The sequence below is a fragment of the Streptomyces sp. RFCAC02 genome (genome assembly GCF_004193175.1).
Lineage (GTDB): Bacteria > Actinomycetota > Actinomycetes > Streptomycetales > Streptomycetaceae > Streptomyces.
Genome location: NZ_SAUH01000001.1, coordinates 3,842,497 through 3,854,841, shown reverse-complemented (window position 1 = coordinate 3,854,841; position 12,345 = coordinate 3,842,497). Strand labels below are relative to the sequence as shown.

Sequence of the window (12,345 nt, the reverse complement as noted above, 5' to 3'; positions counted from 1 at the left end):
ACCGCGCACCCGGCCGGCCGCGAGGCCAACGGCTGGCAGTGACCGGCCAGGACCCGACGACCGCGACGAGAATGGAGCCACACCCGTGCCGAACACCGTGGACGCGGCCGTCGTCGGCAGCGGCCCCAACGGCCTGGCCGCCGCCGTCACCCTCGCCAGGGCGGGCCTGCGGGTCGCCGTGCACGAGGCCGCCGACACCATCGGCGGCGGCCTGCGCGGCGCGCCGCTGTTCGCGAGCGACGTGCACCACGACGTGTGCGCGGCGGTGCACCCGATGGCCGCCGCGTCGCCGTTCTTCCGCGCGTTCGGCCTCGCCGGGCGGGGCGTGGAGCTGCTGCACGCCCCGCTCGCGTACGCCCACCCGCTCCCGGGCGCGCCGCCCGCGCTGGCGTGGCGGAGCCTGGACGCCACGTGCGAGGGGCTCGGCGCCGACGGCCCGCGCTGGCGGCGTCTGCTGGAACCGCTCGTCACCCGTACCGAGGACGTCACCGCCCTGCTGCTCTCGGGCATGCGGCGGCCCGCCGGACTGCGCGCGGCGCCCGCGCTCGCCCCGCGCGTCCTGCGGCACGGGACCCGCCTCACGCGTTCGGCCTTCCGCGGGGAACAGGCGCCCGCGCTGCTGGCCGGCGCGGCGGCGCACGCCGTCGGCCCCCTGCCGTCGCTGCCCGGCGCCGCCATCGGCCTGCTGATGGCCCACCTCGCGCACACCACCGGGTGGCCGCTGCCGCGCGGCGGCAGCCACCGGATCGCCCGTGCCCTGGCCGACGACATCACGGCCCACGGCGGGACGCTGCACACCGGGCACCGCGTCACCGACCTGCGGGAACTCGGCCCCGTCCGGGCGGTCCTCCTGGACGTCTCCCCCACCGCGCTCCTCGCCCTCGCCGGGGACCGCCTGCCCCGGCGCTACGCGCGCCCGCTGGCCCGCTACCGCTACGGCCCGGCGGCGGGGAAGGCCGACTTCCTGGTGTCCGCGCCGATCCCCTGGACCGACCCGGAGGTCGGGCGGGCCGGCACCGTCCATCTCGGCGGCAGCGCGGCGGCCGTGCACCGCCAGGAGACGGCGAACGCGCGGGGCGGCGCCGACGGGACGCCGTTCGTCCTGGTGGTCGACCCGGCCGTCACCGACCCCGGGCGCGCGCGGCCCGGCCGGCGCCCCGTCTGGGCGTACGCGCACCTGCCGCCCGGTGACGAACGGGACCCCGTACCGCTGATCACCGGCGTCATCGAGCGGTACGCGCCCGGGTTCCGCGACACGGTGATCGCCGCGCGCGGCATGTCGGGGGCCGACTACGCCCGCTACAACCCGAACTACGTGGCGGGCGACATCGGGACGGGCGCCGTCACGCTGCGGCAGAGCCTGCTGCGCCCCGTACCCCGCTGGGACCCGTACCGCACTCCGCTGCCCGGCGTCTACCTCTGCTCGGCCGCCACACCGCCCGGCCCCGGCGTGCACGGCATGTGCGGGCTGCTGGCCGCGCGGTCGGCGCTGCGCCGGGAGTTCGGCCTCCCGCTGCCCGCGCTGGGCGGCGGCTGAGCCCGTCAGATCCAGCCGCGCTCGCGCGCGAGGAGCGCCGCCTGCGCGCGGTTGTCCGCGCCGAGCAGTTGGAGGAGGTCGGCGATGTGCCGCCGGTACGTGCGCAGCGACACACCGATCTGCCGCGCGCCGCTCTCGTCCTTGCTGACCGCGCACATGCGGGACAGGACGAGACGCTGCGTCCGCGTCAGCTCCGGTTCCGGCCCGGCGCCGGGCGCGACGAGGGTGTCGAGGTCGTCCGCCGCCTCCCACAGCCGTTCGAACAGCGTGACGATGTTGCCCACGAGGCCGCTCTCCCGGGCGCACAGCGCTCCGCGCGAGGTGTCGCGGGGGTCGATGGGGACCAGCGCCGTGCGCCGGTCGTAGACGAGGATCAGCTCGGAGAACGCGTCCGCCGCCCTGACGCGCGCCCCGGCGGCGCGCAGTTCCGTCAGGTACGCGAGGGTCGGCGGGTCGCCGAGCGCGGCCGTGCGGACGATGTTCCTGATACGGACGCCGCGCCGCAGGCAGCGCATGTCGAGGGCGCGGGCGTGCGCGATGTTCTCCGGGCTCAGGGCGTCGTACGGCTCGGCGGACAGCACCTCGTCGTGGGCGAAGAACGCCAGGTCGTCGATGCGGTTGCGCACCTGTCGCAGGTCCTCGATGCGTTCGACGCCGTCGGCCGCCGCGCCGCCGTCCGGTGCGGCGGGCGGCCGGTCGCCGGCCAGGGAGCGGATGATCGGGCGGTAGCGCGTCAGGCGGCGCATCTGACCGTGGAGTTCGTCCAGGCGCTCCTCCGCGAGGCGGGGCACGGCCACCTCGGGGTCGGCCGCCCACACGGCCGCGTCGTCCCCGAGCAGCAGCCGCAGGCGCCGCAGCCGCGTGAGCGCGAGGTCCGCCGTGCGGCGGTCGCAGCGCAGCAGGACGTGCAGGTCGGCCGGTGGGGTGCGGGGGTTGCGCAGGAAGTGGCGGTAGGCGGCCTCCTCCGTGTCCGACAGACCGAGGACGGCCATGGCGTGCTGGTCCATTGATCCTCCCCTCGCCGGACCTCCCAACGTAGCGGCGGGGCGGGGCCGCGGAGTCTCACGCGAGTCTCAGACCCGCGGGCCGTGCCGCCGCTGCGGACCCCTGTCGCCGGCCGGGCGCGGCGGCTACGGTGATGCTCCGCCCGGCCCAGCCGTCCGCGAGGGAGCGCATCCGATGGGAGCCAGGCCGCACGCACCGATGGCACGCCCCCGCGCCGGGGACGGCGCGCCGGACGACGACATGCCCGCCGTCCTGCGTGCCGCCCTGGCGGGACGGGCGCTGGTGAACCTCACGGGGCCGCTCGGCTCCGGCAAGTCGTGGCTGGCCGCGCGCGTCCCCGGCGCCGTCGTCGTGGACCTGGCGCGGCCCGGCGCGGAAGGGGCGCTGCGCGGCGCGCCCGGCGCGGACGAACGGCCCCTGGTGATCGACGGGGTGGACGGCCCGGGGGCGCCGGCCGCCGTCGCGTTCCTGGCCGCCCCGGCGCACCGGCCCCGGCGGCCCGTCCTGCTGGTGAGCCGGCGGCCGCTGGCCGCCGATCCGGTGTGGGCGGAAGCGGACGCCGGCGCGGAGACGGCGACCGTGACCGTACCGCCGTGGCCGGACGGCCGGATCGCGCGGCTGCCCGCGGTGGCGCGGCTCGACGACCCGCGCGCCCGGCGGCTGGCGACCGGTCTCTCCGGGGGCAACCCGCTGCTCGCCACCGCCGTGTGCCGCGCGCTGCGCGCCGGTGCCCCGCACCGGGCGCCGGGGGCGGTCGCGGACCGGGTCGTGGGCGAGGTCCTGCACCGGCTGGCGCGCGAGGCGGCCGGCCGGCACTGGCACCGGTCGTTCTTCCTGCTGGCGACCGTGGGTGCCGGCGACGAGGTCCTGCTGCGGGGCGGCGCCGGGGCGTTCGACGCGCTCGCGGCCCTGAGCGTCGTGACGCGCGGCCCCCTCGGGCTGGCGCTCGACGAGCCGTTCCGCAACCTCGTCGAGCTGGCGCACCAGTGGCGCCGTCCCGGCCCCCACCGTGCCGCGCGGCGGCGGGCGCTCACGTACCGCGCGGATCAGCTCGCCCGTACGGCGGACGCGCGTGACCGGGAGGAACTGGCGCTCCAGGGCATCCTCCTGTCCGGGGTGCCGGAGCTGCGCGCCACCCTGTTCCCGCCGGCGCGGCCGGTCGCGGCCGTCAGCGCCGCCGTACCGGGCGACGCGGACGCCATCGGCCGGCTGATGCGGCGGTGGGCGGACCACGGCGGGCTCGACGCGGGCCGTACGGACCGCCTCGTGGAGCGCTGGTTACGGGCGGACGTGTCCGGTTTCCGGCTCGTCAGGGACGGCCGGGGGAGGCTCACCGGCCTGGCGTGGCTGCCGAACGTGGACGGGCGCACGGTCGGCGGCGTCGAACCCCTGCTGCAGCAGCACACGGAGCGGCTGGTGGCCGGGCCGCGGGACGAGCCGGGCGGCCTGCTGTTCCTGGGGGCCGCGTACTGCCCCGACCCGGCCCTGCACGCCCTCCTCCTGCGCTACATCCTGCGCCAGACGATGACGGGATCGGCGCGGCTGCTCGTCTCGACGCCGTCGCCCGAGTACCAGCGGCTGCTGCACGGCCTCCGCTTCCGGGCGCACGGCGCGACGCGGGACGACGTCTACCGGTGCGGCCGGCGGCCCCTCGTCTTCAGCCACGACTTCGGCGGTGACGACCTGACGCACTGGCTGACGCGGCTGGCCCCGGCCGTTCCCCCGTCCGCCGGCGGGCCGGGCGGGCCGTCGCCGGCCGGGGAGATCGCCGAGGCCCTCGCGCACGTCCGGGATCCGCTGCGGCTCGCGGACAGTCCGCTGCTGCGCGCGGGGCGTACGCCGACGGCGCGCGCGTTGCGTGACTGGCTCGCCGAGGCGGTCCGCGCGCTCGCCGGCAGCGAGGACCCGGTGGACGCCGAGGCCGGGCTGATCCTCAGTCGCTACTACTTCGGGCCGCCCCGCACGCACCAGCAGCTCGCCGGGCAGCTCCACCTCAGCCGTGCGACGTACTTCCGGCGGCTCCGCCACGGGCTGACGGTGCTCGCCGAGCGGCTTCACGCTCCGGACTGAGGGACGCGGCGGGCGTTCAGGAGCGCCAGGTGGGGAGGGTGTCGAGCGTCGTGACGCGCGGGTCGGTCCACAGGGCGCGTATCGCGGCGTCCGTGTTGCGGTCCGTCAGGACGTCGGGCCAGGCCATGAACCAGGTCCAGTCGGGCTGGTCGGCGAGGACGCCGGCCGGGGGCAGGTCGCCGATCTCGCCGAGGCCGATGGGGCGGCCGTCGGCGAGGGCGCGCAGGGCGTCGTAGTGCTCGCGCTCGTAGTGGCCGCCGTAGGTGTCCATGGCGAGGACGTCGACCACGTCGTGGCCCGGGTAGTAGGGGGCGAACGGGCCGGCGCTGTCGTAGGCGGCGTTGGGGCTCCACACCCAGACGAGGTTGCGCAGGCCGTGGTGGTGGACGAGGCGGTCGAAGAGCTGCCGCCACAGGGCCTTCAGGTGGTCGGGGCGGCCGCACCACCAGAACCAGTCGCCGTTCATCTCGTGGTAGGGGCGCCACAGGACGGGCACGTCGGCGTCGGCGAGGCGGCGCAGGACCGCCGCGGCGGCGTCGACCTGGGCGCACCAGCGGGTGTGGAGGGGGGAGCCGGGTTCGAGGATCGCGTCGAACTCCCCGGTGGACAGGTCGCGGATGATGCCGCCGCGGAACGGGACGGGTTCGTCGTCCGGCGGGCAGACGGCGTGCCAGGTGTAGGTGATGACCGCGCCGTCGCGGGCGCGGGCGATGGCCTCGTCGGCGTTGGCCTCGCGGCGGTCGGTGCCGTCCAGGGTGCCGGGGGCGGAGAAGCCGATCTCCTGGCCCCAGACGGCGGGGGCGAGGCCGGTGATGCGGGTGACGCGCTCGGTCCAGGCGGAGCCGTGGACGGGCTGGTTGTGCATGCCGGAGAGGGTGGTCCGGCCGGTGACGCGGTGGAGGAGGTCGAGCAGGGCCTGGGCGGCCTGGGTGGCGTCGGGTGTGACACAGGTGTTCGGCATCCGCTCACGGTAACGGAGGGGCGGAATGGGGGTGTTGCCGGTTCCGGGGCGATTGTCAGTGCCGTCACTTAGAGTGACGGACAGATGGCGATGGTGGACGGCGGAGGGAGCCGGATCATGGAGAAGGTGCGGGAGTTCGGGCCGGTCCAGTTGGCGCGCTGGCTGGGGCTGACGCCGTGGCAGGTCGCGCAGGCGCGTGAGCGCGGCCTCGTGCCCGAGCCGGATGTGGCGGGGCGGCGCTGGTCCGAGGCGTTGGCCAGGACATTGCCCGAGCGTGCCGGGGAGATCCGCGCGGCGATCGGCGACCGTCCGGGCCTCGGATCGGTCAAGGCGGCGGCGCACCTGGCGGCGGTCACCGGCCTCGACGTCGAACGGGCCGATGTGATCGAGTTGGTGGCGCGCGGCGTGCTGCGGCCGGTCGGCCGCTACCGGGGCAATCCCGTGTACGCGCCGGCCGATGTCGAGGCGCTGCCCCGCGAGTCGGTCGAGGCTGTCGTGCAGGAGCGGCGGGCCTGGTGGGCGGCGAGCGTGACGGCCGATGAGGCGGCGCGGCTGCTGGGCTGGCCGGTGGGGCTCTTCGAGGTCCGGGCGGATGCGGCGGGAATCGTGCCGCGCCGGGCCGGCCGTTGGGCACGGGAGGAGGTGGTGGGGCTGGCGCGGAGCGGGTGAGGCGGCCGTCCCGCGGCGTCGGCCCCCGGCCGGGGGTGCGTGGCCCGGTGGCGCGACGATGGGCGCGGCCGGCGGCACGGGTCCGAGGCGGGGGCCGGAAGGGTCGCCGTACGGCGGGCGTCCGCAGTCGGTGAGCGAACGGAGGTGGCGATGGGCAGCGGGACGGGCCTGCCGGCCGGCAGGTGGCGATGGCGCGTCCGCCTGGCGGGGACGGTGGTGTGCGCCGTGCTGCTGGCCGGGGCGTGGGCGCTGATGGTGGTGCGGCTGACCGGTGCGGACTCGGACACCTGCCTGGCGGTGGCCGTGGCGGGGCTGCCCTGGGCGGCGGCGGCCGGCGCGGTGCCGCTGGTGGCCGCACCGCTGCTGCGGGCGTGGCGCACGACCTGGGTGGCCGTCGCGCTGGTCGCGGTGGAGATCGTCGTCCTGGCGCCCCGGTTCACGGACGACGGGGTGTCCGTGCCGGCCGACGCGCCGCGGCTGCGGGTGGCGACGAGCAGCGCCCACGCGGGCGCGATCGACCCGGCGGCGCTCGTCCGGCTGGTGCGCGAGGAGCGCGTGGACGTCCTGGCGGTGGCCGAGCTGTCGGCGGCCACCGCGCGGGAGCTGGACCGGGCGGGGTTGGCCGAAGTGATGCCGTACCGGGAGCTGCGGCCCGAGGCCGACTCGTCGATCTACTCCCGCCTGCCGCTGCGGGACGGCGGCCTGCTGGACCTGGACACGGCCTGGCCGCAGACCGCGGCCACGGCACAGGCCAACGGGCGCCCGGTGCGGCTGATCGCCGTGCACACGTACTACCCGCTCGGCGACCCGCGCCGGTGGGCCGACGACATGACGGCGCTGCGGGAGGAGGTGGAGCGCGGCAGCGAGGACACCGTCCTGCTCGGCGACTTCAACGCCGGCCTCGACCACGCGGCGATGCGTGACCTCCTGGCCGCGGGGGTGACGGACACCCACGACGAACTGGGCGAGGGCTGGGCGCCGACCTGGCCGGCGGGCGGACTCCTGCCACCGCTCGTCCAGCTCGACCACGTCCTGCACGGCCCCGGCCTGGCCGCCGTCTCCGTGTCGGAGCACACGCTCCCCGGCACGGACCACCGGTCCGTGGTCGCGGAGCTGGCCCTCGTGGACTGACGGCCCGCCGGCCCGGCACGGGCACCGCCCGTCCCGCGATGCTCAGCCCGCGGGCCGGGCCGGATCCCAGGGCGAGCCGTAGCGCCCGGTCAGCTCCTCGATCTCCTCGGGTGCGAGCAGCCGCCGCTCCCGCTCGCCGAGGAGCAGCAGCAGCGCGGCGACCTCCTCGATCTCGACCGCGGCGTCCACCGCGGCGGCCAGGGATGTGCCCGCGACGATCGGGCCGTGGTTCTGCAGCAGCGCGGCGCGGAAGGTGCCGGGCATGCCCTCCAGGCGCACGGCCTGGCCGGGGTCGCCGGGCGCCGCGTACGGGATGAGCGGGGTCTGCCCCACGCGCATCACGAAGTAGGGCGTGAGGGGCGGGATGGCCGAGTGGTCCGCCCACGGGGGCAGGCAGCTGACGGCAGCGGCGTGCCGCGAGTGCAGGTGGACGACGGCCGTCGTCGCGGGGTCCCGCCGGTAGAACGCCAGGTGCAGCGGGAACTCCTTCGACGGCTTCGGCCCGGCCAGGAGGCTGCCGTCCAGCGCGAGGACGCTGAGCCGGTCGGGGTCGAGGCCGGCGAGGGCGCCGCCGGTGGGGGTGATGAGGACGGTGTCCCCGTCACGGACGCTGATGTTGCCGGAGGCGCCGGGGCTGAGGCCCAGGGCGTCGAGGTGGGCGCCGGCCTCGGCGAGTTCGGTGCGCGGCCCGGTCATGACAGTTCCTTCCAGGCGGTGGTGAACAGGTCGGGACCGCCGAAGTTGCCCGACTTGAGGGCGAGGTCGACGGGGCGGGGCCGTCCGTCGGGGAGGTGGGCCTCGGCGTGCGCCCAGGACACGCCGGGCGCGAGGGGGGCGCCGATCCGCAGGGAGCGGACACCGAGGGCGGTGACGACGGCACCGGACGTCTCGCCGCCCGCGATCAGCAGGTGGCGGGCGCCGGCCGCCACGAGGGCGGTGGCCAGCCGGGCGAGGGCCGTCTCGACGAGGACGGCCGCGTCCCCGTCGCCGTCGTCGAGGTCGGCCGGCTCGGCGACGGCGTGCACGAGGGGCGGCGCGTCCGGATCGGCGCGCCACGCGTCGCGGACGAACGCCACGAGGCTCGCGAGCTCGACGTCCGGGTCGGCGCGCAGGGCGGCGAGATCCAGCTTGCGGTGCGGCAGGTGCTCGCGGGCGTGCGCGACCTGGCCGCGGGTGGCGGCCGACGCGCTGCCGGACAGGACGGCGGCGGGTCCGCGCCCGGTGGCGCGGGCGCGGGCAGCGGTCCGGTCGCCGCGCGGTCCGGTCAGACCGAGGGCGAGTCCGGCGGCGCCGGTGACCAGCGGCAGGCCGGCGGTGGCGGCGGCGATGACGCGCAGGTCGTCGTCGGTGGTCGCGTCGACCACCGTGAGCGCGTCCCTGGCGGCGGGCTCACGCAGGGCGGCGCGTACGGCGTCGGTCCCGGCGCGCACCGTGTCGTGGCCGATGTGGTGGACGGGACGCCGCGTCTGCGGCGCGAGGAGGCGGACGACACGGGAGTCCCGCATCGGCGTGAGCGGGTGGTCGCGGAGCGGGCTCTCCTCCAGGAGGTCGTCGTGCACGAACAGGCGCCCCCGGTAGACGGTGCGGCCGGTGGCCGGGTAGGACGGCACGACGACCGTCCCCGTGGCACCGAGCCGGTCCAGGAGCGCGTCCGCGACCGGGCCGATGTTGCCCGCCGGGGTGGAGTCGAACGTGGAGCAGTACTTGAAGTAGAAGCGCCGGCAGCCGGCGGCCCGCAGGGCGTCCAGGGCCGCGACGGAGTCGCGCACGGCGTCGGCCACGGGGGCGGTGCGCGACTTCAGGGCCACGACGATCGCGTCCGTGTCCGCGGACGGGGCGGCGTCGGGCTCCGGCGGCCCGACCGTCACCACGGTCCTGAAGCCCCGCGCGACCAGCATCGTGGCGAGGTCCGTCGCGCCCGTGAAGTCGTCGGCGATCGCGCCCAGGCGCGGCCCGGGCCGTCCAGTGTCTTCGTCTCTCACGCGTCCTCGTCTCTCCCGGGCTCACACGATCTGTTCCGCATTTCCGCCGGTCGGCGCGCTCACTCGCCGCCCGATGTGAAGATATGTTATCAGTGTTGACGGACACGTTAATCGGTGCATAAATTCTGTGACCCCGCACCGAGCGCTCGATGAGGAGAGCCCTCCATGAACGTCCACCACCTGTTCGCCGACAGCGGCGGCAGACCGGTCAGCTACGCGCTGTCGGGCGCCGCGGGCGGCTTCGCCCGTACGCTGCTGGCCCAGACCCGCCGCATCCCCCGGCTGACCCCCGCCGTCCTGTGCGACCTCGACGTCGAGCGGCTGCGCGCCCTGTGCCTCGACCTCGGCTGGAGCGCCGAGTCCCTCGTGGCCTGCGGCGACGCGCCGTCCGTCGCCGAGGCCGTGGCCGCCGGCCGCGTCGCGCTCGTCGACGACCCCGCGCTGCTCGGCGCCGCGGAGTGGGACATCCTCGTGGAGGCCACCGGCAACCCCGCCGACGGCTACCGCATGGCCCGCGCCGCCCTCACCGCCGGCCGCCACGTCGCCATGGTCAGCAAGGAGGTCGACTCGGTCGCCGGCCTGCACCTCGCCCGCCTCGCCGCCGACCACGGCGTCGTCTACACCACGGCCGACGGCGACCAGCCGGCCAACCTCATCGGCCTCGTCACCTGGGCCGAGACGCTCGGCCTCGACATCGTGGCGGTCGGCAAGTCCAGCGAGTACGACCTCGTCCTCGACCCGGCGGCCGGCACCGTCACCATGCTCGACACCACCGTCCCCGCCCCCGGCCTCGCGGGGCTGCTCGACCTCGGCGACGACGTGCGCGGCACCCTCGCCGCCCGCGCCGAGCAGGTCGCGGCCCTGCCGACCGGCGCCACGGCCGACTACTGCGAGATGGCCGTCGTCGCCACCAACACCGGCTTCAGGCCCGACGCCGAGCTGCTGCACTACCCCGTCGCCCGGATCGCCGAGCTCGCCGACATCTACGCCCTGCGCGAGGACGGCGGCGTCCTGGCACGCCCCGGCGCCGTCGACGTGTTCCTCGCGCTGCGGCTCCCCGGCGAGGCGTCGTTCGCCGGCGGCGTCTTCGTCGTCGTACGGACCGGCGACCCCGAGACCTGGCGCACCCTGGAGGGCAAGGGCCACGTCCTCAGCCGCGACGGCCGCTACGCCGCGATCTACCTCCCGTACCACCTCATGGGCGTCGAGACCCCCATGACCCTGCTGTCGGCCGTGCTCCACGGCCGCCCCTCCGGCGGCACCGACCCGCGCCGCAGCGCCGTACTGGCCGGCCGGACCACCGCCGACCTGGCCGCGGGCACCGTCCTCACCATGGGCGGGCACCACCACGACCTCGCCGGAGTACAGGCCGTGCTGCTGCGCGACGAGGACGCCCCCGCCGGCGTCGCACCGCTCTACCTCGCGGCCGGCGCCCGCCTCACCCGCGACGTCCCCGCCGGCACCCTCCTCGCCCTCGACGACATCGAGGGCCACGACGCGGAGCTGACGGCCGCCTGGACCGCCGGCGCCGCACCCACCACCGAACCGCACCGCACCACCGAGGCAGTCAGGCCATGAGCGACAACGTCCAGCATCTCGTCCTGGCCGGCGCGGCGATCGTCGTCCTGATCCTGCTCATCACCAAGCTGAAGCTGCACCCGTTCCTGGCCCTGTCGTTCACCGCGCTCGGCCTCGCCTTCGCCAACGGCATCGGCCCCGAGGCGACCGTCGAGCACTTCGAGACCGGCTTCGGCAACACCCTCGGCGGATCGGGACCGACCATCGGGCTCGGCACCATCCTCGGCGGCATCCTCCTGGGCACCGGCGGCGCCGACCGGATCGCCACCGCGTTCCTCGGCTCCCGGCCCATCGCCTGGATACCGACCGCCATCACGGCCGCGGCCCTGCTGATCGGCATGCCGCACCTGTTCGACGTCAGCTTCGTCATGCTCGTGCCCCTGGTGTACGCCGCCGCGAAGCGCACCGGCTCCCACCTGCTGTGGGTCGGCCTGCCGATGGCCGCCGGCCTCTACATCTCCCACGGCCTGCTGCCCCCGCACCCCTCCCCCACCCTCGCCGTGTCCGCCTACGACGCGAGCACCGGGCTCACCCTCCTGTACGGCCTGATCATCGGCATCCCGATCGCCGTGCTCACCGGGCCGGTCCTCACCAAGGTGGCCAGCCGCTGGTTCGGGCCGGCACCCGACCTCGACAAGGGCCCCGTCCCCGACCAGTCGGCCAACGCACCCGAGACCCTGCGGCGCCCCGTCTCGCTCACCCTGTCCCTGATCACGGTCCTCCTGCCGCCCGCCCTGATGCTGATCGGCACCATCGGCACCGAGCAGACCACCGAGGGCACCTGGCAGTACACCGTCTTCGAGGCGTGCGACAACCCCGTCCTCACGCTGCTCGCCGCGGTCGTCTTCGCGGTGTTCGCCCTCGGACTGCGCACCGGCTTCACGGGCACCCAGCTCCAGAAGATGACCGCCAAGGGCCTCGGTGCCGTCGGCGCGATCGTCCTCATCCTGGGCGCGGGCGGCGCGCTGAAGGAGGTCCTGTCGGCCACCGGCGTCGACCAGGCCATCTCCGACTACGCCGTCTCCTGGTCCGTCCCGCCGCTGCTCCTGGCCTGGTGCGTCGCCGCGCTGCTGCGCATCTGCCTCGGCTCGGCGACCGTCGCCACCGCCGCTGCCACCGGCATCGTCGCCCCGCTGATGGGCGCCTACCCCGACCTGTCGCCCGAGCTGCTGGTGCTCGCGACCGCGTCCGGCGCCGTGATGCTGTCGCACGTCAACGACTCCGGCTTCTGGCTGTTCAAGGAGTACTTCCAGCTCAGCATCGGCCAGACGCTGCGCACCTGGACCCTGATGCTGTCCGTGCAGTCGCTGCTCAGCCTCGGCGGCATCATGCTGCTGAGCACCGTCGTGAGCTGAGGCGGGACGGTGCGAGAGGATGATGTGCGGCCCATGGACCCGGGCCGCACGACGCAC

10 protein-coding genes are annotated in these 12,345 nt (G+C 76.2%); 6 read left to right on the top strand and 4 right to left on the bottom strand.

The annotated features are described in order from the left end of the window. Positions 1–85: 85 nt before the first annotated feature. Positions 86–1,537, top strand: a complete 1,452-nt coding sequence (locus tag EMA09_RS17860; protein WP_240796452.1) for an NAD(P)/FAD-dependent oxidoreductase — start codon at positions 86–88, stop codon at positions 1,535–1,537. 5 nt (positions 1,538–1,542) lie between these two features. On the opposite strand, the gene EMA09_RS17855 is transcribed toward EMA09_RS17860, so the two are convergent. Beyond that, positions 1,543–2,544: a helix-turn-helix transcriptional regulator gene (locus EMA09_RS17855; protein WP_129842022.1), complete on the bottom strand. Its 1,002-nt coding sequence runs from the start codon at positions 2,542–2,544 to the stop codon at positions 1,543–1,545. Between the two features lie 172 nt (positions 2,545–2,716). Between EMA09_RS17855 and EMA09_RS17850 the strand changes: the two genes are divergently transcribed. Beyond that, positions 2,717–4,612 (top strand): hypothetical protein, encoded by a 1,896-nt coding sequence (locus EMA09_RS17850; RefSeq protein ID WP_240796451.1) that lies wholly within the window; start codon positions 2,717–2,719, stop codon positions 4,610–4,612. Positions 4,613–4,628: 16 nt separating this feature from the next. On the opposite strand, the gene EMA09_RS17845 is transcribed toward EMA09_RS17850, so the two are convergent. Further along, a complete protein-coding gene (locus EMA09_RS17845; RefSeq protein ID WP_129842021.1) occupies positions 4,629–5,573 on the bottom strand; it encodes a glycosyl hydrolase in 945 nt (314 codons plus the stop codon). Positions 5,574–5,690: 117 nt separating this feature from the next. Here EMA09_RS17845 and EMA09_RS17840 point away from each other — a divergent pair, with 117 nt between their 5' ends. Continuing rightward, positions 5,691–6,242: a hypothetical protein gene (locus tag EMA09_RS17840; RefSeq protein WP_129842020.1), complete on the top strand. Its 552-nt coding sequence runs from the start codon at positions 5,691–5,693 to the stop codon at positions 6,240–6,242. A 150-nt stretch (positions 6,243–6,392) separates the two neighbouring features. Further along, positions 6,393–7,373, top strand: coding sequence for an endonuclease/exonuclease/phosphatase family protein (locus tag EMA09_RS17835; protein ID WP_129842019.1), 981 nt, complete (start codon positions 6,393–6,395; stop codon positions 7,371–7,373). A 42-nt stretch (positions 7,374–7,415) separates the two neighbouring features. Here the strand turns inward: EMA09_RS17835 and EMA09_RS17830 are convergent, their stop codons facing one another. Beyond that, positions 7,416–8,069: a class II aldolase/adducin family protein gene (locus EMA09_RS17830; protein WP_129842018.1), complete on the bottom strand. Its 654-nt coding sequence runs from the start codon at positions 8,067–8,069 to the stop codon at positions 7,416–7,418. Then, positions 8,066–9,355, bottom strand: a complete 1,290-nt coding sequence (otnK, locus tag EMA09_RS17825) for a 3-oxo-tetronate kinase (protein WP_276324188.1) — start codon at positions 9,353–9,355, stop codon at positions 8,066–8,068. The genes EMA09_RS17830 and otnK overlap by 4 nt, the downstream gene beginning before the upstream one ends. Positions 9,356–9,520: 165 nt before the next feature. Between otnK and EMA09_RS17820 the strand changes: the two genes are divergently transcribed. Beyond that, entirely contained in the window at positions 9,521–10,933 is a 1,413-nt protein-coding gene (locus EMA09_RS17820) for a homoserine dehydrogenase (protein ID WP_129842017.1), read from the top strand. Continuing rightward, a complete protein-coding gene (locus EMA09_RS17815) occupies positions 10,930–12,288 on the top strand; it encodes a gluconate:H+ symporter (protein WP_129842016.1) in 1,359 nt (452 codons plus the stop codon). Before EMA09_RS17820 ends, EMA09_RS17815 begins: the two co-directional genes overlap by 4 nt. Positions 12,289–12,345 lie beyond the last annotated feature (57 nt).